The sequence below is a fragment of the Microcoleus sp. CAWBG58 genome (genome assembly GCF_020883045.1).
GTDB lineage: Bacteria > Cyanobacteriota > Cyanobacteriia > Cyanobacteriales > Microcoleaceae > Microcoleus.
Map to the genome: position 1 here is coordinate 16,157 of NZ_JAHRFA010000017.1, position 20,841 is coordinate 36,997.

The window sequence follows — 20,841 nt, forward strand, 5'->3', positions numbered from 1 at the left end:
ATGCGGACTAAAGTCCTCACTACAAACCAAGATGGATGCGGACTAAAGTCCTCACTACTAACCAAGATGGATGCGGACTAAAGTCCTCACTACTAACCAAGATGGATGCGGACTAAAGTCCTCACTACTAACCAAATTGTAATTGATGGATGCGGATATGATATCAGATAGAATAATACAGTGGAAATGATTTGGCATCTTTTGGCTTGACGAAGACTCTTTGCTGCGGCTGCAACTGCAAGTTATCGAATCTTTCTCTCGTCAAATTAGCATTGACTACTTGACCGTCATCTAAGGTTAATTCTACCTGGACTTCCCATCCCAAATGAATCAAGCGACTGATTCTTGCAGGCACTGTTGCACTATTTTCGGTAGTTTCAATTACTACGTCGTGAGGGCGCAAGAATATCTCTGGGTTGGCGGAGTCAAAGCCGTTGTCTTGAAACATTCTCGAACTGCTGGGCAAGACATTCACGGGCCCGATAAAACTCATGACGAAGGCACTTGCTGGATGATCGTATATTTCTGCGGGCGTGCCTACTTGTTCGATTTTACCTTTATTCATTACTGTAATTCGATCGGCAACTTCCATCGCTTCTTCTTGGTCGTGCGTCACAAAGACTGTGGTAACGTGCACTTCGTCGTGGAGTCTTCGCAACCAAGCGCGCAAGTCTTTGCGGACTTTGGCATCGAGAGCTCCAAAAGGTTCGTCTAGCAGCAATACTTTTGGTTCGACAGCTAGGGCTCTGGCAAGGGCTACCCGCTGACGCTGGCCTCCTGAAAGTTGCGACGGGTATCTATCGCCCAATCCTCCCAATTGAACTAAATTTAACAATTCTTCTACGCGAGATTTGACTTTTGGCGGTGGAGTTTTCTGAATTTCCATGCCGAAAGCGATGTTTTTTCGCACTGTCATGTGCTTGAATAGCGCGTAGTGCTGAAAGACAAATCCAATTTTGCGGTCTTGGACGCTAGTATTGGTGGCATCTTGGCCTGTCAGCCAGATTTTGCCGGAGTCGGGCATTTCTAAACCTGCAATCAGTCGCAGCAGCGTAGACTTACCTGAACCAGACGGGCCCAGCAGTGCAACTAGAGAACCTGATTCAATTTTCAAGCTGACTCGATCGAGTGCTTGGAAACTGCCAAACTGTTTTGATACGTCTTCTACAACTATTCCCATAGGAAATTCGGCAACGGATGAGTGTAATGGATTTAACGGATGTTGAGCTTTGAGGTTCGAGGAAAGAGCGAAAAAAGTTAATCCCCGGTTTATGGATAGATTTATGTAAGATTTTATAGCACGATCGCACATCCGTTGCTTAATTTTAGGGTTTTGGCGATCGCACATCGGTTTTTAGATTGGAGATTTTAGATTTGAGATTTACTTGCAGCGCAGTGAATTTGGAACATTGAATAGGAGTCTGAACTTTTGGCCTCTCTACCACAGCCCTGAGAAGCTTTGTCTTCGTTTTTGGGCGGTGTCAAACACCGGAAAATTCACAAAAATCCACGTCTATAACAAAACAACACAATTATTTGCCACCAAAGTTGGCGTTTGGTACTACAATGCAGCAAAAGTTCAAGCGTTTTTGACTTCAAAGGCTGAGGGGATAAAGGAAAATGGGAGATGTTAGACCTGTGCCTGTAGGCATAGTTGGCGCTTCAGGTTATGGCGGCGTACAACTGGTGCGGCTGCTGGCGGATCACCCAGCGGCAGAAGTAGTGTATTTAGGCGGGGATAGCAGTGCGGGAAAACCTTTTTCCAGCCTTTATCCGCATCTGACTAACTGCGTTGATTTGACTGTAGAGGCGATCGACCTAGATAAAATAGCTGCAAAATGTGAAGTTGTGTTTCTGTCGCTGCCGAACGGTTTGGCTTGCCAAATGGCACCGACGCTAATTGAAGGCGGCTGCAAAGTCTTGGATTTGTCGGCTGATTACAGATTTGAAAATCTGGACACTTATAAAGCTTGGTACGGCGGCGAGCGATCGGACTCTACTTTAGCTGCAACGGCTGTTTACGGTTTGCCAGAATTGTATCGCGATCGCATTAAAAACGCTCAATTAGTAGGCTGTGCCGGCTGTTACGTCACGGCTAGTTTATTAGCCCTGGCACCTTTACTCAAACAAGGTCTGATTGTGCCAGAAACAGCAATTATCGACGCCAAATCAGGATCTTCGGGAGGGGGCCGCAAAGCCGAAGTTAATCTGTTGTTGGCAGAAGCTGACAATTCCATAGGCGCTTACGGCGTTGCCCGCCACCGCCACACCCCAGAAATTGAGCAAGTTTGCAGCGATTTAGCGGGACAAGATATCAAAGTCCAATTTACTCCCCACCTGATGCCGATGGTGCGGGGAATTCTGGCAACTGTTTACGCAAATTTGCGCGATCCGGGATTGGTGCGGGAAGATTTAATTACCATTTTCACCGCTTTTTACCGCAATTCTCCTTTGGTAAAAGTGTTGCCTGCTGGGGTTTATCCGCAATCTAAATGGGCTTGCGGCACGAATCTTTGTTACATTGGCGTGGAAGTAGATCCGCGTACCGATCGGGTAATTGTGATGTCGGCGATCGACAATTTAATTAAAGGTCAAGCCGGTCAAGGCATCCAGTGCATGAATTTGATGATGGGCTGGGAAGAAACTTTGGGTTTGCCTCAATTGGCTTTCTATCCGTGATTATTGGAAATTGGGATTAGTGTCAACTTAAGGTTGAAACCATTGATAAATCTCGTTTGTCGCTGAGGCCCGATCCCCCTAAATCCCCCTTAAGAAGGGGGACTTTGAATGCTTCTTGTCCCCCCCTTTTTAAGGGGGGTTAGGGGGGATCTAGACTTTGATACCAACAAGAGAAACGATCGGTGAATCCTTCTTGTCCCCCCCTTTTTAAGGGGGGTTAGGGGGGATCTAGACTTTGATAGCAACAAGAGAGACGATCGGTGAATCCTTCTTGTCCCCCCCTTTTTAAGGGGGGTTAGGGGGGATCTAGACTTTGATAGCAACAAGAGAGACGATCGGTGAATGCTTCTTGTCCCCCCCTTTTTAAGGGGGGTTAGGGGGGATCTAGACTTTGAGACCAACAAGAGAGACGATCGGTGAATGCTTCTTGTCCCCCCCTTTTTAAGGGGGGTTAGGGGGGATCTAGACTTTGAGACCAACAAGAGAGACGATCGGTTTGAGTTAAGTTGTCACCAAGGTGTAAAGCCTGGGAACGAGGATTACCGATTACCAAGTTTTATTTTGGCCCGTAACCGATCGTACCTGCATAAATTGCCCGATCGCCCAGTTCGTCCTCAATCCGCAACAAACGGTTATACTTAGCAACCCGTTCGCTGCGACACAGAGAACCAGTCTTGATTTGACCGGCGCGAGTCGCTACCGCTAAATCAGCAATTGTAGTATCTTCAGTTTCACCCGAACGGTGGCTGATTACCGATCGATAGCTGTTGCGCTTCCCGAGGTCGATCGTATCCAAAGTCTCTGTCAAAGAACCAATTTGATTCAGCTTAATCAAAATCGAATTGCTAGCTTTCAAATCAATCCCTTTTTGCAAGCGCGTGCGATTGGTAACAAACAAATCGTCACCCACCAACTGAACCTTGCTACCCATTTTCTGAGTTAGCGCCACCCAACTATCCCAATCGTCTTCGTGCAAACCATCTTCAATGGAAACGATCGGATATTGACCGACTAAACCCTCCAAATAATCGATTAATTCGGTAGGCGAATGAGCAACACCGTCGTAGGTGTACTTCCCATCTTTGTAAAATTCGCTAGCAGCCACATCCAAAGCCAAAGCAACTTGTTCCCCAGGTTTGTAACCAGCTTTTTCAATTGCCATCACCAACAAATCCAAAGCTTCCTGATTGGAACCCAAATTAGGAGCAAAACCGCCTTCATCGCCAACACCAGTCAGCAAATTTTTGTCTTTTAAGACTTTAGCGAGACTAGCAAATACTTCTGCACCCCAGCGCAAAGCTTCCTTAAAAGAAGGCGCTCCCACAGGTACAATCATAAACTCTTGAATGTCTACGTTGTTGTCCGCGTGCGAACCACCGTTGATGACGTTCATCAAAGGCACGGGTAAAACGTTAGCTAAAGCGCCACCCAAGTAGCGGTAAAGGGGTATTTGTAAAGTCTCGGCCGCTGCCTTTGCTGTGGCTAGGGAGACTCCGAGAATGGCATTAGCGCCCAGATTAGACTTGTTGGGGGAACCGTCCAAGTCAATCATGGTTCGATCGATTAATGGTTGGTCGATCGCATCCAGATTAGCCAAAGCGGGAGCAATTTTGTGTTCGACGTTAGCAACCGCTTTCAAAACTCCCTTACCACCGTAGCGGCTTTTGTCATCATCGCGGAGTTCGTGGGCTTCAAAAGAGCCTGTAGACGCCCCGCTGGGCACTTGGGCGAGTCCAACAACACCATTGGCTAGATACACTTCAGCTTCGATGGTAGGGCGGCCGCGGGAGTCGAGGATTTCTCTGGCTTTGATAGATTCGATCGCAGTGTCTTGCATATTAACGATTCCTGACTTTGCTCGAGGTTTGATGACATTTGGCAGTCTGTCGGTTCTCCCACACTGACTGCTGACGGGTAATAGAGTACGCGATCCCGACAATGATTCACACAGAGTTCAAAATATTTGCGGATTTGAGCAATATCTAAGGATCCCAAATTAAATAATTTACACTCTTGAAAGTGGGATGGGCGTCCCGCCCGTCCAGAGAGCACGGGCGGGACGCCCATCCCACAATAATCATCAAACCGTAAGTTATTTAATTCTCATTCCTAAGTGTCAATAAGCTGTGCTTGTTGAATGCTGGTGGTAATTTTGACAGTCAACTGATTTGTTTAACCGCAGATTCACGCACATTGGTTAATTGGAACATTTATTAAAATTAGAGTGTCTAGTTAAAGTTAATGTCAATTAGGGAAAACTTAGATGTTAGAAACAAATCTGGGAACAGTGAAAGCCTCAGCTAACAATTCCGATCGCATTATTCCCGATCCACCCAATATCAGATTGTTAACAGGGCCATTAAATCCCGGAAGCGATCCCAACTTTTTTGACCTTACTCCCAATAACGATACAGTTCAATTAGCCAACGGAATTCTCCGCAACACTCCCGGAGGTTTGCGAGCCTTAGCCGGCGACGATTTTGTGCGAGGTTCAGGTGGTGCGGAACTGATGAATGGCAATGGCGGCAGAGATACTTTAATCGGAGCTTGTGGTAACGATACTATTCGCGGCGGTCAAGATTTTGACATACTGTACGGAGAATGTGGCAACGATATTCTCAGCGGCAATCAAGGCAATGACGTAGCCTATGGCGGCACGGGAAATGATTTTGTTAGAGGCGGTCAAGGGAATGATGTTTTAGTCGGAGAAAGTGGCAACGATACTCTGATTGGTGATGCTGGAGTCGATCGCCTTTGGGGACAAGAAGGCGCAGATTTGTTTGTCATCAGAAGAGAAGCCGGAGCAACTTCGGGAGCATTTGGTTCCGATCAACCCCCTCCAGCAGGGACTTTTCCTTCTAATGTAGAACAAGTGCCAGCAGATTTTATTCTCGATTACAATCCCGCCCAAGGAGATGTCATTGGATTGGCTGGAGGGTTAACCCGAAATGATATTGTTTTAACCGAAAAGTTTATCACAATTGGTGATGCCAGAGATTACGGTACCAGCGGGCCTATTCCTCCGGGAACCATTACAACTCTTGAGTTTAGAGTTTTAAATACGAAGGCGACGGTGATTCGGGAAGCTAGCACCGGCAATATCTTGGGTTTGGTGAAGGATGTTTCGCCGAGTCAAATTCAGTTTACCTCTGTGTCTGATAGCGCGATCGCCCTTGGGTAATCCTCCTAGGTTTGGAATGAGGACTTCAGTCCTTAGAGAGGACTAAAGTCCTTACTACAAACAATTTTTCCAACAATCAACTACAAAAAGCTCAAATGTTAGAAACAAATATCGGACAACTTAGAGCAGCTTCAGAAAACCCAGACCCAATTATTCCCGATCGCCCCAACATCAGATTAGTAAATGCGCCGTTCAATCCCGGTAGTGACCCCAACTTTTTTTACCTAACTCCCAATGGCGATGTTGCCCAATTAGCCCAAGGACTTTTATCAAATACTCCCGGCGGGTTACTAGCCTTAGCAGGCGACGATTTTGTCAGAGGTTCCGAGGATGCAGAAATAATCAATGGCAATGCTGGCTTTGATACTTTAATCGGAGGTTTAGGCAATGATACTCTTCGGGGCGGTAAAGATTTTGACATTATTTACGGAGAAGGTGGTAACGACTTAATTAACGGTAATCAAGGTATTGATATAGCCTATGGAGGCATGGGTAATGACTTTCTCAGAGGCGGTCAAGGGAATGATGCTTTAATAGGAGAAAGTGGTAATGATACTCTGATTGGTGATGTGGGAATCGATCGCCTTTGGGGACAAGAAGGCGCAGATTTGTTTATCATCCGTAGAGAAGCCGGAGCAACTTCGGGAGCATTTGGTTCCGATCAACCGCCTCCAACAGGAATTTTTTCCTTTAATACAGAAGAAGTACCAGCAGATTTTATTCTCGATTACAATCGGGCCCAAGGAGATGTAATTGGACTGGCGGGAGGACTGACGCGAAACGATATTGTTTTGACTGAAAAGTTCATGACAATTGGTGACGCCAGAATGTACGATAGCAAGGGGCCCGTCCGTCCGGGAATGCCTCAAACGGCTGATTTTCAAATCTTAAACACGAAGGCGACGGTGATTCGGGAAGCTAGCACCGGCAATATCTTGGGTTTAGTAAAAGATGTTTCGCCGAGTCAAATTCAGTTTATCTCTGTGTCGGATAGTGCGATCGCCCTTGGATAGGATTTGTGAAAAAATCCGGTTTCTTAGATGACACGCTGGTGGTTAGAAACCGGGTTTTTGCGATCGCAATTTTTACTCAAATTCTAGTATTGTAGGGTGCGTCAGCTCGATCACCCCAAAAGCTAAGGGAAATGCTGCGGGCTGACGCACCCTACAGCCTTAGATGACGCGCGAGGGGTCAGAAACCGGGTTTTTGCGAGAATACTTTCTTAGACGTTAGTTTTGGGGAAATTTGCTATGATAGTTTGGGCGATCGCACTATTCTATATTTCGTAAATTACCAGCTATGAACATTCAGTTGGTTGACTCCTTAATTCAAGTCATTGAGTCGCTGACACCTGAAGAGAGTTTGCTCTTCCAAGAAAGACTCTCGGCTAGGGCGATTCAAAGTACGCCTGGAGTGTGTGGAGGATATGCCCGAATTCGCAACACTCGCATTCCTGTTTGGACGCTGGTTTCACTTCACCAACAGGGGGCTGATGAGGCGGAGTTACTTCACAATTATCCGGGTTTGTCGGGTTTCGATCTAGAAAATGCTTGGCGTTATTACGATCGCCACCGTGACGAAATCGATCGCATCATAGTATCTCATCAAACCGATGATTAAAAGGGTGAGGCTATATTAATAGTGTAGATTTTGCGATCGCAATGGTCGAGCATTTGCGAAGTTTTGACTGTGATGTTTTAACTTCCTATGATGCCGGTCAATCGAATCAAGGGATTCCTGATGACGAGGTGCTGCGGTTTGCTACAGCACAAAATCGGGCGGTAATTACCTTCAATCGCGATGATTTTGTGGCCTTACACCGTCGAGGCGAAAGCCATGCAGGCATTATTGTGTGTAAAGACGATCGAGATTACCTGGGACAAGTTACTATTCTTCATGCCTATCTTCAGGAGGTTGATTCGCTGTGCGATCGGCTAATTCGCATCAAAAAGCAGAATCAGCGTGGGTTGAGTCATCCAGTTTTTGTGGTTCAAGAGTACGTGCGGTAATTTATTAAATTTTGACGCGCGGGTGGTTAGAAACCGGGTTTTTCCGAAAATTTTTGGTGACACCGCAGAAACTCAAAAAAACCCGGTTTCTGAGATTTCTCGCGGGTGGCAAGAAACCGGGTTTTTCCGAAAATTGTTGATAACAGCGTAGAAAATCCCAAAAACCCGGTTTCTTAGATTGCGCGCGGGTGGCCAGAAACCGGGTTTTTCCGAAAATTGTTGGTGACAGCGTAGAAACTCAAAAAAACCCGGTTTCTTAGATTCTCGCGGGTGGTTAGAAACCGGGTTTTTCCGAAAATTGTTGATAACAGCGTAGAAAATCCCAAAAACCCGGTTTCTTAGATGACTCGTGGGTGGCCAGAAACCGGGTTTTTCCGAAAATTGTTGATAACAGCGTAGAAACTCAAAAAAACCCGGTTTCTTAGATGACTCGTGGGTGGCCAGAAACCGGGTTTTTCCGAAAATTGTTGATAACAGCGTAGAAACTCAAAAAAACCCGGTTTCTTAGATGACTCGCGGGTGGCCAGAAACCGGGTTTTTCCGAAAATTGTTGGTGACAGCGCAGAAACTCCAAAAAACCCGGTTTCTGAGATTGCGCGCGGGTGGCCAGAAACCGGGTTTTTCCGAGAATTGTTGGTGACAGCGTAGAAACTCCAAAAAACCCGGTTTCTTAGATGACTCGTGGGTGGCCAGAAACCGGGTTTTTCCGAAAATTGTTGGTGACAGCGTAGAAACTCCAAAAAACCCGGTTTCTTAGATGACTCGTGGGTGGCCAGAAACCGGGTTTTTACGACAATTGTTGATAACAGCGTAGAAAATCAAAAAAACCCGGTTTCTGAGATTGCGGTGCACGGGAAACTCCCACCCAGCAAAAAATCCTGTCACAATCAAATGAAGACTACCGACAAAGCATATGACGAAAGAGGAATTGTTGCAGTTAATCGACAAAGCCGCTTCGGAGGGCTGGACAAAATTGGATTTGGCAGGGTTGGAGTTGAAGGAATTGCCGACGGAGATCGCCCAACTGTCCAATCTGACACTGCTTGTCCTCCATAGCAATCAGATTACCGTCATCCCAGAGGCGATCGGGCAATTGTCGAATCTGACAGGGCTTGACCTCCATAGCAATCAGATTACCGTCATCCCAGAGGCGATCGGGCAACTGTCGAATCTGACATGGCTTGACCTCCGTGACAATCAGATTACCGTCATCCCAGAGGCGATCGGGCAATTGTCGAATCTGACAGGGCTTGACCTCAGTGACAATCAGATTACCGTCATCCCAGAGGCGATCGGGCAACTGTCGAATCTGAGACGGCTTCTCCTCAGTAGCAATCAGATTACCCAAATCCCAAAGGCGATCGGGCAACTGTCGAATCTGACATGGCTTGACTTCCGTGACAATCAGATTACCGTCATCCCAGAGGCGATCGGGCAATTGTCGAATCTGACATGGCTTTACCTAAGTAACAATCAGATTAGCGTCATCCCAGAGGCGATCGGCCAACTGTCGAATCTGACATGGCTTTACCTAAGTAACAATCAGATTACCTCCATCCCGGAGGCGATCGCCCAACTGTCGAATCTGACATGGCTTGACCTCCATAGCAATCAGATTACCGTCATCCCAGAGGCGATTCGTGGCATAGAAAAGCTGGAAAAACTGAAGTTGCACGGAAATCCGCTCCCGATTCCTCCCGAAATCCTCCAAGGCGATTTGCGTACCATCCTCGACTTCTACTTCCAAACCCGCAATCCCGACGACACCGAAGAACTCTACGAAGCCAAACTCCTCATCGTCGGCGAAGGCGAAGCCGGAAAAACCACCCTCGCTCAAAAACTCCTCAACCCCGACTACCAACTCCAAGAGCAACAACCCTCCACCGAAGGCATCGATGTCAGCCGCTGGGAATTCCCACACAACGGCAAAACCTTCCGCGTCCACATCTGGGATTTCGGCGGACAGGAAATCTACCACGCCACGCACCAATTCTTCCTCACCGAACGTTCCCTCTACATTCTGCTAGTCGATAACCGCCGCGAAAACCCCAACCTCTGCTACTGGCTGAACATCATCGAACTCCTCAGCAGCGCCAGTCCCGTCCTCCTCGTCCACAACGAAAAACAAGACCGGCGCTGCGAAATCAACGTCTCCCAACTGCGCGGCGACTTTGCCAACTTAAAAGAATCCCTTAACACCAACCTCGCCGACAATCGCGGACTCGATGAACTGCAACGCTACCTGCAAAAAAACATCACTAACCTCGACCACATTGGCATACCCATTCCCAAGTCCTGGGCAAACGTCCGCCACTTCCTGGAAAACTACGCCCAACGCAAAACCCGCATCCACGGGCATGAGTTCTACGACATCTGTGCCAAGCAAGGCTTTGACAAGTCCGACAAACTCGCCATGCTAGGTGTGAGCAAGTATCTGCACGACCTTGGGATTATCCTGCACTTCCAAAAAGACCCCATCCTCAAGCATCTGGTCATCTTGCGTCCCGAATGGGCAACCAACGCCGTTTACAAAGTCACCGACAACGAACAAGTCATCGCCAATTACGGACACTTCACTGACGCAAACCTCAGCGAAATCTGGCGTGACGAAGAATACGACGACCTCCACGATGAGCTACTCCAGCTCATGAAAAGCTTTAAAATCTGCTACGAAATCGGCAAATCGGGAAACTACATCGCTCCGCAACGCCTCCCCCTCGAACCGCCCGACTACGACTGGGACGATACCGACAACCTAATCGTGCGCTACGAATACGAGTTCATGCCCAAAGGCATCATCACCAGGCTGATTGTAGAAATGCACGGCTTGATTTGCCGGATAAATATTACCGATATTGTCTGGCGTGACGGCGTTATTCTCACCGACAACTACGCCACAGCCGAAGTCATCGAGAACTATCATCAACGAGAAATCCGCATCCGCGTATTTGGAACCCAGAAAAAATCCTTATTAGACAGAATCCGCCACGAACTCTGGAAAATTCATGCTACTTATGATAAACGCCTAAAATATCAAGAATTCATCCCTTGCAATTGTTCCCAATGCAAAGGCAGCCAAAATCCTCATCTCTATGCCTTTGATAACTTGCGCCGCCGTTTGGACAATCGCAAGTACACAGTGGAATGTGAAATATCCTACGACAATGTAAATGTGCGGGGCTTAATGGACGATTTCCCAGACTATTCCCGCCAATGGGAACAAGAGCGACTTTCTGGAATCGATCGCTCCGATCCGGTAGATTATTCTAGATATCGTTCCAGTCCTCAACAAAATATTCACGTCACCATCAGCCCCCACATGAATCAAGATTCTTCCCAAACCAACAACTTGCAAGGTGCACAAATCGGCAGCATCGCGATCGCAAAGGAAGTAAAAGACAGCGCCCAACAAACAGCCTCTGGTGGCATTCACATCAATAACGCCAATACGGCGGAAATTCTGAAACTGATTGCATCGATGCGTCAAACCGCAGCACAATTTCCTGAAGACGAACGCGAAGAAGTGTTGACGGAAATTGACAATGTGGAAGGACAACTAAACAAACCCGCAGACAAGCGCAATCTGAAACTGATTGCTAAAAAATTGGGTGCGATTTTGGCGATCGCCGGGAGTATTGCTGGCCCGATCGCAAATATGGCCGATTTTACCAACAATGTCACCGATTTAGCCGAAAAAGCCGGTGTGGAAATGCCGATGCGATCGGCAAACTAAACTATTTAAAATTTCAGCGATATTGTATTGTAGATGATGCGCGGATGACCAGAAACCGGGTTTTTACGAAAATTGTTGGTGACAGCGCAGAAACTCAAAAAAACCCGGTTTCTTAGATTCTCGCGGGTGGCTCAGAAACCGGGTTTTTACGAAAATTGTTGGTGACAGCACAGAAACTCAAAAAAACCCGGTTTCTTAGATGGTCGCGAGGGGCAGAAACCGGGTTTTTACCAAAATTGTTGGTAACAGTCATAGAAACGCATAAAAACCCGGTTTCTTCGATTGCGGGTGGGCAGAAACTGGGTTTTTATGGACTCGTATCGAGAGGCTTTTTAAGTTTCAGCTTAACATTAGTTCCCTTTTTCAGGACAACTTCACCACCGGGACTAGACAAAACATAAGCCGCTGCTGCTCCACCTCCAGCTACAGCACCCTGCTTGAAGTTCGCTTTATCACCGAGGAATTTACCGGCCACTGCTCCAGCTAAAATAATGCCAGCATTCTGAACAAACTTGCCTTTTGTTTTTGTTTCTACCTGAGTATTGACTAAGGTAACATCAAGGGGAGCGGCTGCACCATTTGCGAGTTTAATGTCATCAAAAACTAGATGCAACTTAGCTTTTTTACCTCTAGCTGCTTTGACAACATCTTCCAGATGTCCCTGAATTACGGCATCTTTAAGAACTTTATTACCTCCTTTGACTCGCAGAGTAAAACGATCGTTGTTGCGATTTTTACCTGTGGACAAATCTTGTTGCAGAATCGTATCAAAACTGGTTCCAGCAGGGACGGCTGCTGCCTGACTTTTCAGTTTACCGGAAGTAGCGCTGCTTTGGTTGGCCGGAGAATCAGTTTTGCCGATCGGCTCGCTTGAGTTCTGACAAGCAACAGTGTTACTCAGTAATACGGCACCGAGTAGTAAGGGGATTAACTTTTTCATCGTTGGTTTCTCCAATTCGATAGGCTATCAGAATCAGATTAGCCTAAAAGCCAACGCTAGCATAAAGGAAGCGATATCTTACTACATTTTGGGCGATCGCCAACCATACATGACTATTTATTTTTGACTGACAAATGCTTCTATCCTATATACAGCAGGGGATTTAGACTGCGTAACTACCGCGATAGAGAGTGAGTTCCGGTTAAGATTGCCAAAAATCTGCCACATCATATCCCATTTCGCCGAGCATTTGCCGCAACAGAGGCAAACTCAAGCCGATTACATTGGTATGACAGCCTTCGATTTTTTCCACAAAAAAGCCGCCTTTGCCTTCGAGTGCAAAACAGCCTGCACAGGCGAGGGGTTCTCCCGTAGCGACGTAGGCTGCAATTTGACGCGAGGTAACTTCGGCAAAATAAACTTTTGTAACTTGACAGCGAATGAGCGATCGATCCATTGCCTCATCAAAGTTATCAAATCTCGTATCAATTAAAGCATGACCCGTATAAAGTTCGCCAACTTTACCGCGCATTTTTTGCCAGCGCGAGATTGCTTCGTCGGCATCCTTGGGTTTGCCGTGAATTTCACCATCAATGACCAAAATTGAATCGCATCCCAACACTAAACACGCTTTGGGATTTGGGATTTGCGGGTGAGAATTAGCCAGCAAAAAACTAGCTACAGCGTCAGCTTTGCCCTCTGCTAAAACCTGCACTAATTTAGTAGCATCCCTCATTTTTATTTGCCCTTCATCAAAGTCGCTGGGGCAAATCACAGCTTGAATGCCTGCATTGCTTAGCAGGCTGCGGCGCGCCGGGGAAGCTGAAGCTAATACAAAAGTTGGAGTCTTCATAATTGATCGGGAAGAAGTCATTGAGCATCGGGCATCGGGCATGGGGCAAAGAGGGCATCGGGCATTAGTTATTTTTGCTATATTTTTTGCTATATTTTTTTTCTTATATTTGGTGTTATTTATTGGTTAGTTAGTTGGTGGTTATTTGTTATTTGTTATTTATCGTTGGTTAGTCGTTAGTGATAATAACGACTAACCAGTAACAAATAAACTATGGGCAATGCCCAATGCCCAATGCCCAATTCCCAATTCCCTAATAAACAGAGAAAGATTTAACAACTTTCTCAAAAGCTTCTTTGACTTTCGGCCAACGTTCTTCGGTAGTGGAAACGTTCAGCGTAAATAGTTTGCCGCGGCTGACTGCTACGCTGGCTAAGTTGTGCCGTTGTTGGTTTGGAAGCTTGACGGCGTATTCTAAAATGTAATAGTTTTTCGATCGCGATTCGCGACTTCCTGCATTGACTAATTCAGCTTCGCGGCCGGAATCAGCCGGAGCGATCGCACTTTTGCTAAGCTTGTATCCCACATCCGTTGGCGTGCCCAAATCTGCGAGAGTTTTGTTCCCAGCCACTGGACTGATGACCACGCTGACATTTTCGGTTTGCTGAATTAAATCGCGGAACACCACATCGGGCCCGTCAGAAACTGCGATCGGCAGCCAGCCGTTAGGATAAAGAAATTGATAGCCGTCGCCAGTATCAACGTAGCTTTTGAGCCCGGTAGCTACAGACACACAACCCGTCAAGCTGAGAGAGAAAACCACCAGAAGTATTGCTGCAATTCGTTTGAGCATTATTTTTACAAGTACCGTAACACTAAAATATTTAATTTAAATTGTCTCATCAAACCTTGCAAAAATAGTTAAGCTATGGATCGCCAATTGTGTATTGCTGGCAAGCCATAGCCGTACAGTTTAATTTTAAACAAAGTTATTACAGGTTAGTTAGCCAGCTAATCAGTCCGTGCTTGGTAGAAACTTCTAAAGCCAAGAGAGAAACAAAACCAATCATGGCAAGGCGGCCGTTCAAGCGTTCTGCGTAGGGTGTAAAGCCTGTGCGGGCTTCATCGTCAATGTATACTTTGGGCTCGATCGCAAAATTGTTCATTTTACCGTCGTTGTCAAGTAGTAAGCCTCTGTCAGCCATGTCAGTGTCCTAAGTTGTTTTTGGTGTAATGTAAACTAATGTAACAGACTTATGAAGAGATGTAAAGGATTATGAGTTTTTTTTTCAAAGTCGCGACTCAGATACCAGTTTCCCCCAAAAATCCAACGGGCTGACAAGCTCGAAACCCCTATAGAATAAGTAATTCCCAACCTAAAATCTCAAATCTTAAATTTCAAATGGTATGACTCTAGGCAGTAGACTCATGCTCCCGGAGGGGGGAGGATAGAGTTGACAGGTGCAAAAGTCGATGGTGTGGCAAATCCCAGTCTGGGTTTGACGAAAATAGTGGAAGAATGGAGGAAAAATTTATGCGGGCCAGTCTGGAAATGCGGTGGTTTTATAGCGGTGCGCTGCCAAAACCGATCGGGCAATGGTTTGGAAGCGAGAGTCTGGGCGGGTATCTATCCCCGCCTGAAGAGCGAGAAGATTTATATTTGCTGATACCTAGTTGCGACTACTTGGGAGTAAAACTGCGCGGGAAAAATTTACAAGTAAAGTGGCGGCAGGAAGAATTGGGGGTGATGCACTTCGGCAACCGCTGGGAAGGCAAAGTCGAGAAATGGCTGAAGTGGATATGTGCCGACACGATCGCGCCACTACCGGCGGATATGATGGCAACTGGAAAGTGGGTAAAGGTGAAAAAAAAGCGAGCCCAGCGTCTTTACCAAGTTTCTGCGCCTGGCGTGCTCATGTCTGTGCCTGTCGAAGCCCCAATTCCCCAAGGCTGTATTGTAGAAATTACTCAGTTAAATGTTAACGGTACTGCGTCGTGGACTTTGGGATTTGAAGCGTTTGGTAGCGAAAGTTTTTTGGCCGAAAGTCTGCAAACAGTAGCTAATTGGACTAGCAAGAGTTATCAGGCGCAAAAGTTGAAAGCTGAGGATTCTTCTGGTTATCCGATTTGGTTGGCTGGTAAATAAGGAGGGGGAGAGGGGGAGAGAATTTGAAACTTTTCTTGAAAGCTCTTTTTCTGAATCTGTGGATAGCGATTCAGATATTTCAAGCCCGGATATGTTGAAAAGTCAACAGGATTCGCTTCTCTCCCATTCTCCCTTCTGCGATTCTATCCTTCTCCATTCTCTCATTCTCCTACTCAGACTTATTCGCCAGTCGATCGCCACTTCTAAGAATTTGACAAGCCAAAATCGCTGCCCCAAACCCATTATCAATATTAACGACACCCACACCAGCCGCACAAGAATTGAGCATAGTTAAAAGAGGAGCAATCCCCCCAAAACTCGCGCCGTAACCTACACTTGTCGGCACAGCAATCACCGGACAATCTGCCAAACCCGCAACCACACTCGCCAAGGCACCTTCCATACCAGCAACCGCAATCAACACATCAGCATCATCAATTACGTGCCGGTTGCTAAGCAAGCGGTGAATGCCGGCAACCCCCACATCCCACAAACGCCGCACCCCAAAACCGCAAAGTTCCGCAGTCACAGCCGCCTCTTCCGCCACAGGCAAATCCGCTGTTCCGGCACTGATAATAGTCACAGTACCCGGACGCTGGGGAGTTGGGGATTTCTCAGAAATTGCACAAATTCTGGCTTTTTGGTAGTAGCACAAGTCGGGTATTTTTTGCTGCAATTTCTCGAAAACCTCTGGTTCAATTCGCGTCGCCATCACCGCAGGATTTCGTCCCCGCATCGCCCCGATAATCTCAACAATTTGGTCTGGTGTTTTTCCCGGGCCCCAGATAACTTCAGGAAAACCGGTTCTTAAGGTGCGGTGGTGGTCGATTTTGGCAAAATCGCCGACTTGTTCAAAGTCAAAATGCTTTAATTTGTCCAAAGCTGCGATCGGGCTAACATCGCCGGCCGCCACAGATTCGAGTAATTTCTGTAAAATTTCAGGTTCCATGAACTAATGATATCTTCTGGGTTCAAACAACAACACTTAAGATGGGTTCGTAGTAAGGACTTCAGTCCTTCTTTCTGACGACTCAAGTCCTCATTACTTAAGATGGGTTCGTAGTGAGGACTTTAGTCCTTCTTTCTGACGACTAAAGTCCTCATTACTTTAAGATGGGTTCGTAGTAAGGACTTCAGTCCTTCTTTCTGACGACTAAAGTGCTCATTACTTAAGATGGGTTCGTAGTGAGGACTTTAGTCCTTCTTTCTGACGACTAAAGTCCTCACTACGAACCAATAATGACTATTCAGTAATCTTCTGTTCGTACAAATTCCAGAAAGCACCGCCGAGGGCACTATAGCGAATTCCCGAAATGCGATCGCGCACAGCCTCAAAAGTCAGCGGATTCACCATGTAAATAAACGGCACTTGTTCCGCTATAATCTTTTGCGTCTCTCCATAAAGTTCTTTGCGCTTCGCCTCATCCAGCTCCTGGGACGCCTTCACATACAAGTCATCAATTTTCTGCTCCCAGTCGTAGATTTCCCGGCTCTTAATCGGCGGTTCTCCGGCTTGTGGGCCCTGGTTGAAACTGTGTAAAGTTCCGTTAACAGACCAAATATTGTAGCCGCTGTGGGGTTCAGTACCTCCGGTAAAACCGCCGAGGTAAGTATCCCAATTTTTAGTCAGGCGCAGTTTTTCCACATAAGTGTTAAAACTCAGGAACTGCGTATCAATATCCATCCCTAGTTTACCCAAATCTTGCTTAATTTGCGTTCCCATTTGCTCCCGCACTTTTCTGCCTGCGGCCATCAACAAAGTAAACCGGACTTTGTTGCCATCAGCATCCAACAATTCGCCGTTACTATTATACTTGAATCCGGCACTTAATAGCAACTCTTTCGCTTTTTGCAGGTCGTAATTGTAAGTTTTCAAGCCTTGTTCTGGAGACAAGTAGAACGGACTTTGTGCGGGAATTGGGGAATGCAGCGGCGCGCCAAGTCCGCGATAGATATTGTTAGTCATGGCGTCTCGGTTGATGCCGTAGGCGATCGCCTGCCGAAACTCCTTAGTCGCGAACCAGCGAGACTTAACCGGGTCTACAAACGGCTGATTTTGAGCGTTACGCCCCTTATTCAGATTGAAACCCATAAACACGCTGCCTGTGTCCGGGCCGCCGTTGAATATCGTATATTTGCCGCGTTTTTCCTCCCGTTTCAGCAGCGGAAACACCTCCGGCTGCACGTCCAGAGTATCCAAATCGCCCGATCGAAAATTCAGCAGTTGATTGTCAGTATTTTCGATAATTTGCCAGACAATTTGCTGGATGTAAGGCTGACTGTTACCCTCTGTATCTTTGCGCCAAAAATATGGATTTCGTTCCAAAACAACGCGCTGGTTGGGAGTATAGCTCAGCATTCGGTATTGGCCGTTACCGACAATTTTTTTGGGGTCAGTATTCGTACCCCAAGTAGACAGGAATTTAGGCTTGCCGTCTGCCTCTGTCTGGGTGGCAGCTTCCTGCAAGATATGAGCTGGTAAAATCGGTATTCCCCCAGCAAATCTAATAAAAGGAGCAAAAGGTTCTGGCACTGAAAATTCAATGCGGCGGCTGTCAATTTTTTTGAGTTTGGGCAATTGACGGCTCATGCCAACCCTCAGAGTATCTTTCAAGCCGCTAGGAATTTTTTCATTGAAATAAATCTTTTCATAGCTGAAGATAATATCATCAGTTGTCATCGGTTCGCCGTCCGACCATTTCAATCCTTCTCGCAGGGTGAAGACAATCTTTTTGCCATCTTTAGAAACTTCCCAGGATTCAGCTAAACCGGGTTCTAGCTTCGATGTCACCCCGTTTTCATTGAGCAATCCCTCGTACATATAGCCAAACACGCTGTATGCAGACTGATTTAGCGGATAGTTAAACGTGGCGGGGCCGCTGGGGGTGGGAACGACGAGTCTGTTTGCTAATTGCGATCGCACTGGAGTGCACGCAGACAGAGTTAAAGCGGCAATTGCAGCCACTAAAATAGCCAACCAGCGGCGCTTTGAATGTAAAATAGGGAAAATTTTCATAATAATTTACCAAGAAATATGGTTTCGCATCAAGGTCGATAGGGGAGGGACCAAATCCTTCATAAAAACAGTGCTGTTAATCTCAACTGTCAACTGTCAACTGTCAACTGTACCACCTGCGTGCAATTATGATTGAGATTGTAGCCACCCGAGAAAGTCTTCAGTACGCGAAAAATACTTGGTTATCCCTACTTCCCGCAAAGCATCTTGAACTGACGCCAGACCAAATTCTTTTGTATTATTGCTCAAAAATACCTTGACTTGATTAGGTTGTAAGTGTGCATGATTCAAAATACAGTTGAGAATTAAATTGTCTGTCGGGTCTTCTTCAATAAAATTTGAATTCAAATTTTCTCGAAGTATTTGTGCTGTTAATTGGATCATTTCTACTTTCGCAACCAACAAATCAAGAGCATTAAAAAGACGTGCATTAATATCATTGAGCAGCCTCTCATTCTCGGTGAGGGCTTCCTCTAAGTGGAAGACAAGAGACTGGGCAGATGGTGAAGTTTTATCTCGCTTTAGCTGACTGATTTGTTTTTGCATTTCACCTAAAAAACGGTTGCGTCGCTTGATCTCGTCTTCTAAAGCTGATAGTGCTTCCATGCAGCAAATATCTGGTATTGCTATGTTGACTGATGTCGGTACACTTAACAACAAGTTATTAGCATCAGGGTCGCGTCCTGTAGCAATGCTCATCAAAAAGTTAGTCTCGATATATAAAATTGCCACCAATTTCTACTCCTGATTTTGTCGTCCCACCTGCTAGCAGTGGTAGCAAACCGATTTGTTCTATCTGTTCTGACGCAGTTGGAATCTCAGACTTCCAATTATAGGCTAAGTCGCGCAGCCATGCTTCAATCAATCTTGTTAGGTATCGCTTAAATATACGCTTGTTGTGAAATTCTGGCTCATAATGGCGAAGTATCTCACCAGTGTTTAGAGAACAAAGAGGTTCAGATAAATTTACTCCATCCCATTTGAAAATCAGAATTTGTTCGGTATCAACAAACATAGCATAAGGAATGAGTGTGCGTTCTTCGGACATTTTTGCCAAGGCAGCTTTCATCCAAGATATCATGCGATCGGCAATCTTCTGCTTGGCTGCTGTTTCTTGATATTGAATAATTTTGACCTCGATTAGCATGATTACCCTATCGTCTTTATCTAAGGCGATGATGTCAACGTCGATTGGGGTTTCGATTTCCAAGTTTTGGACAAGCATAGATTTGACTCCTAAATTAGCGGAAAATTGTCATAACATGACAACTACTTTTTGCCCAGCAAAACTACAGCATAGGCTGCAATTCCTTCCTCTCTCCCCACGGGCCCTAGCTTTTCGTTGGTGGTGGCTTTGATGGCAACTTGGTCTGGTTTTAATTGTAGAACAGCAGAAAGGCGATCGCACATTTGCTTAATATGCGGTTTCAGCTTCGGACGTTCGGCCACAACCACCGAGTCAATATTGCCAATTTCCCAGCCTTTATCTAATATTAACTGATTGACTTGTGCCAGCAACACGAGACTGTCTGCACCTTTCCATTTTGGGTCAGTTGGCGGGAAATAGAGGCCGATATCTCCCAAACACAGAGCTCCCAGGATCGCGTCCATAATCGCGTGGGTGAGTACGTCTGCGTCGCTGTGTCCTAATAAGCCTAATTCGTGGGGAATGTGGACGCCACCGAGGATCAAGGGGCGTTCTGGAACTAAGCAGTGAATGTCGTAACCGTTACCGATGCGGATGTTCATGTAAAAAAGTAGATGTTTGTCAAATGCAGACAGCAGACAATTATTTCACAGTCTGCGTGGAGATGAGTAAGTTTTTTGGGCGATCGACCTTTTTTATTTTTCGTCAGATATTGGAGAAATGCGATCGGCTGTTAAAATTACTACTTTCCCATCTTGCCAAACAGCAATAGATTCACCTAATTTACGGTGTCTTTCTATAGCTGCTGCAACTGCCGCTTTAACTCCAACATTAATCTTTGTAGATAAAAGTTGTCTTGGTTTTGATTGTTTCATTTTATTTTTTAGTTATTTGATTCCAGCTTTCAATATTATAGATTATCTGTTCTTCCTCGATACTCCCTTCTGCTACTAACTGAGCAGTTTCGTAAGAGTTTTCATAGATAATCCAATTGTCGCACAGTGGCAAATACAGAGCAATCAGATTTCGCAGTCCTCTGTCATAGCGGCGGCGGATGACATCTTCTGGGATAGAATGACCGCCGCTAGCTACTCGTCGGGCTACTCTTGCTACGGTCAGTTCTGGCGATCGCAACCAAAAATAAATTAAGTTAATTGTATAATCTTTAGTTTAACAACTTCCAACAGGTTTGTAGTG

20 protein-coding genes are annotated in these 20,841 nt (G+C 46.1%); 7 read left to right on the plus strand and 13 right to left on the minus strand.

From position 1 onward, the window contains the following. Positions 1-163 precede the first annotated feature (163 nt). Positions 164-1,180, minus strand: coding sequence for a sulfate/molybdate ABC transporter ATP-binding protein (locus tag QZ918_RS09985; protein ID WP_293334265.1), 1,017 nt, complete (start codon positions 1,178-1,180; stop codon positions 164-166). 440 nt (positions 1,181-1,620) lie between these two features. Between QZ918_RS09985 and argC the strand changes: the two genes are divergently transcribed. Further along, complete coding sequence (gene argC / locus QZ918_RS09990; protein WP_293334109.1) at positions 1,621-2,679, plus strand: N-acetyl-gamma-glutamyl-phosphate reductase; 1,059 nt, start codon at positions 1,621-1,623, stop codon at positions 2,677-2,679. A 556-nt stretch (positions 2,680-3,235) separates the two neighbouring features. Here argC and eno read toward each other — a convergent pair. Beyond that, positions 3,236-4,516, minus strand: a complete 1,281-nt coding sequence (gene eno / locus QZ918_RS09995) for a phosphopyruvate hydratase (RefSeq protein ID WP_293334111.1) — start codon at positions 4,514-4,516, stop codon at positions 3,236-3,238. Between the two features lie 426 nt (positions 4,517-4,942). On the opposite strand from eno, the gene QZ918_RS10000 reads away from it, so the two are divergent. From QZ918_RS10000 to QZ918_RS10020, 5 genes are all read left to right on the plus strand, one after another. After that, positions 4,943-5,860, plus strand: a complete 918-nt coding sequence (locus QZ918_RS10000; protein ID WP_293334113.1) for a calcium-binding protein — start codon at positions 4,943-4,945, stop codon at positions 5,858-5,860. Positions 5,861-5,955: 95 nt separating this feature from the next. After that, on the plus strand, positions 5,956-6,873 hold the full coding sequence (locus tag QZ918_RS10005) for a calcium-binding protein (RefSeq protein ID WP_293334115.1): 918 nt from the start codon (positions 5,956-5,958) through the stop codon (positions 6,871-6,873). Between the two features lie 286 nt (positions 6,874-7,159). Then, positions 7,160-7,480, plus strand: coding sequence for a DUF433 domain-containing protein (locus QZ918_RS10010; RefSeq protein WP_293334117.1), 321 nt, complete (start codon positions 7,160-7,162; stop codon positions 7,478-7,480). A 41-nt stretch (positions 7,481-7,521) separates the two neighbouring features. Next, entirely contained in the window at positions 7,522-7,869 is a 348-nt protein-coding gene (locus QZ918_RS10015) for a DUF5615 family PIN-like protein (RefSeq protein ID WP_293334118.1), read from the plus strand. Between the two features lie 913 nt (positions 7,870-8,782). Further along, the gene (locus tag QZ918_RS10020) at positions 8,783-11,602 is read left to right on the plus strand and encodes a COR domain-containing protein (RefSeq protein ID WP_293334119.1); all 2,820 of its coding nucleotides are present in this window, start codon (positions 8,783-8,785) and stop codon (positions 11,600-11,602) included. Positions 11,603-11,909: 307 nt separating this feature from the next. On the opposite strand, the gene QZ918_RS10025 is transcribed toward QZ918_RS10020, so the two are convergent. The 4 genes from QZ918_RS10025 to QZ918_RS10040 all read right to left on the minus strand — a co-directional run bounded on the left by QZ918_RS10025 (position 11,910) and on the right by QZ918_RS10040 (position 14,540). Then, entirely contained in the window at positions 11,910-12,542 is a 633-nt protein-coding gene (locus QZ918_RS10025) for a hypothetical protein (protein WP_293334120.1), read from the minus strand. Positions 12,543-12,744: 202 nt separating this feature from the next. Next, entirely contained in the window at positions 12,745-13,395 is a 651-nt protein-coding gene (locus tag QZ918_RS10030) for a Maf family protein (protein WP_293334121.1), read from the minus strand. 253 nt (positions 13,396-13,648) lie between these two features. After that, a complete protein-coding gene (gene psbP / locus QZ918_RS10035; protein WP_293334122.1) occupies positions 13,649-14,188 on the minus strand; it encodes a photosystem II reaction center PsbP in 540 nt (179 codons plus the stop codon). Between the two features lie 139 nt (positions 14,189-14,327). Beyond that, positions 14,328-14,540, minus strand: coding sequence for a CAB/ELIP/HLIP family chlorophyll-binding protein (locus QZ918_RS10040; RefSeq protein WP_293154096.1), 213 nt, complete (start codon positions 14,538-14,540; stop codon positions 14,328-14,330). A 329-nt stretch (positions 14,541-14,869) separates the two neighbouring features. On the opposite strand from QZ918_RS10040, the gene QZ918_RS10045 reads away from it, so the two are divergent. After that, on the plus strand, positions 14,870-15,481 hold the full coding sequence (locus tag QZ918_RS10045) for a hypothetical protein (protein WP_293334123.1): 612 nt from the start codon (positions 14,870-14,872) through the stop codon (positions 15,479-15,481). Between the two features lie 169 nt (positions 15,482-15,650). On the opposite strand, the gene larB is transcribed toward QZ918_RS10045, so the two are convergent. The 7 genes from larB to QZ918_RS10080 all read right to left on the minus strand — a co-directional run bounded on the left by larB (position 15,651) and on the right by QZ918_RS10080 (position 20,778). After that, a complete protein-coding gene (gene larB, locus QZ918_RS10050) occupies positions 15,651-16,430 on the minus strand; it encodes a nickel pincer cofactor biosynthesis protein LarB (RefSeq protein ID WP_293334124.1) in 780 nt (259 codons plus the stop codon). 294 nt (positions 16,431-16,724) lie between these two features. Next, positions 16,725-18,497 carry an ABC transporter substrate-binding protein gene (locus QZ918_RS10055; RefSeq protein ID WP_293334125.1) on the minus strand — a complete coding sequence of 591 codons (1,773 nt, stop codon included), beginning with the start codon at positions 18,495-18,497 and terminating at the stop codon, positions 16,725-16,727. A gap of 126 nt (positions 18,498-18,623) precedes the next feature. Beyond that, complete coding sequence (locus QZ918_RS10060) at positions 18,624-19,229, minus strand: PIN domain-containing protein (RefSeq protein ID WP_293334126.1); 606 nt, start codon at positions 19,227-19,229, stop codon at positions 18,624-18,626. Next, positions 19,204-19,722, minus strand: a complete 519-nt coding sequence (locus tag QZ918_RS10065; RefSeq protein WP_293334127.1) for a hypothetical protein — start codon at positions 19,720-19,722, stop codon at positions 19,204-19,206. Before QZ918_RS10065 ends, QZ918_RS10060 begins: the two co-directional genes overlap by 26 nt. A 44-nt stretch (positions 19,723-19,766) precedes the next feature. Further along, positions 19,767-20,246: a 2-C-methyl-D-erythritol 2,4-cyclodiphosphate synthase gene (gene ispF, locus QZ918_RS10070; protein WP_293334128.1), complete on the minus strand. Its 480-nt coding sequence runs from the start codon at positions 20,244-20,246 to the stop codon at positions 19,767-19,769. A 93-nt stretch (positions 20,247-20,339) separates the two neighbouring features. Further along, complete coding sequence (locus tag QZ918_RS10075; RefSeq protein ID WP_293334130.1) at positions 20,340-20,519, minus strand: hypothetical protein; 180 nt, start codon at positions 20,517-20,519, stop codon at positions 20,340-20,342. A 1-nt stretch (position 20,520) separates the two neighbouring features. Next, positions 20,521-20,778 carry a hypothetical protein gene (locus QZ918_RS10080; protein WP_293334132.1) on the minus strand — a complete coding sequence of 86 codons (258 nt, stop codon included), beginning with the start codon at positions 20,776-20,778 and terminating at the stop codon, positions 20,521-20,523. Positions 20,779-20,841 lie beyond the last annotated feature (63 nt).

What these genes read in the sequence shown, in the direction of transcription:
- psbP (WP_293334122.1), bottom strand. Translation starts at nt 14,188, where the DNA reads ATGCTCAAACGAATTGCAGCAATACTTCTGGTGGTTTTCTCTCTCAGC.
- QZ918_RS10055 (WP_293334125.1), bottom strand. Translation starts at nt 18,497, where the DNA reads ATGAAAATTTTCCCTATTTTACATTCAAAGCGCCGCTGGTTGGCTATT.
- QZ918_RS10075 (WP_293334130.1), bottom strand. Translation starts at nt 20,519, where the DNA reads ATGAAACAATCAAAACCAAGACAACTTTTATCTACAAAGATTAATGTT.
- eno (WP_293334111.1), bottom strand. Translation starts at nt 4,516, where the DNA reads ATGCAAGACACTGCGATCGAATCTATCAAAGCCAGAGAAATCCTCGAC.
- argC (WP_293334109.1), top strand. Translation starts at nt 1,621, where the DNA reads ATGGGAGATGTTAGACCTGTGCCTGTAGGCATAGTTGGCGCTTCAGGT.
- ispF (WP_293334128.1), bottom strand. Translation starts at nt 20,246, where the DNA reads ATGAACATCCGCATCGGTAACGGTTACGACATTCACTGCTTAGTTCCA.
- QZ918_RS10005 (WP_293334115.1), top strand. Translation starts at nt 5,956, where the DNA reads ATGTTAGAAACAAATATCGGACAACTTAGAGCAGCTTCAGAAAACCCA.
- QZ918_RS10040 (WP_293154096.1), bottom strand. Translation starts at nt 14,540, where the DNA reads ATGGCTGACAGAGGCTTACTACTTGACAACGACGGTAAAATGAACAAT.
- QZ918_RS09985 (WP_293334265.1), bottom strand. Translation starts at nt 1,180, where the DNA reads ATGGGAATAGTTGTAGAAGACGTATCAAAACAGTTTGGCAGTTTCCAA.
- QZ918_RS10000 (WP_293334113.1), top strand. Translation starts at nt 4,943, where the DNA reads ATGTTAGAAACAAATCTGGGAACAGTGAAAGCCTCAGCTAACAATTCC.
- QZ918_RS10020 (WP_293334119.1), top strand. Translation starts at nt 8,783, where the DNA reads ATGACGAAAGAGGAATTGTTGCAGTTAATCGACAAAGCCGCTTCGGAG.
- QZ918_RS10025 (WP_293334120.1), bottom strand. Translation starts at nt 12,542, where the DNA reads ATGAAAAAGTTAATCCCCTTACTACTCGGTGCCGTATTACTGAGTAAC.
- QZ918_RS10015 (WP_293334118.1), top strand. Translation starts at nt 7,522, where the DNA reads ATGGTCGAGCATTTGCGAAGTTTTGACTGTGATGTTTTAACTTCCTAT.
- QZ918_RS10010 (WP_293334117.1), top strand. Translation starts at nt 7,160, where the DNA reads ATGAACATTCAGTTGGTTGACTCCTTAATTCAAGTCATTGAGTCGCTG.
- QZ918_RS10045 (WP_293334123.1), top strand. Translation starts at nt 14,870, where the DNA reads ATGCGGGCCAGTCTGGAAATGCGGTGGTTTTATAGCGGTGCGCTGCCA.
- larB (WP_293334124.1), bottom strand. Translation starts at nt 16,430, where the DNA reads ATGGAACCTGAAATTTTACAGAAATTACTCGAATCTGTGGCGGCCGGC.
- QZ918_RS10030 (WP_293334121.1), bottom strand. Translation starts at nt 13,395, where the DNA reads ATGAAGACTCCAACTTTTGTATTAGCTTCAGCTTCCCCGGCGCGCCGC.
- QZ918_RS10065 (WP_293334127.1), bottom strand. Translation starts at nt 19,722, where the DNA reads ATGCTTGTCCAAAACTTGGAAATCGAAACCCCAATCGACGTTGACATC.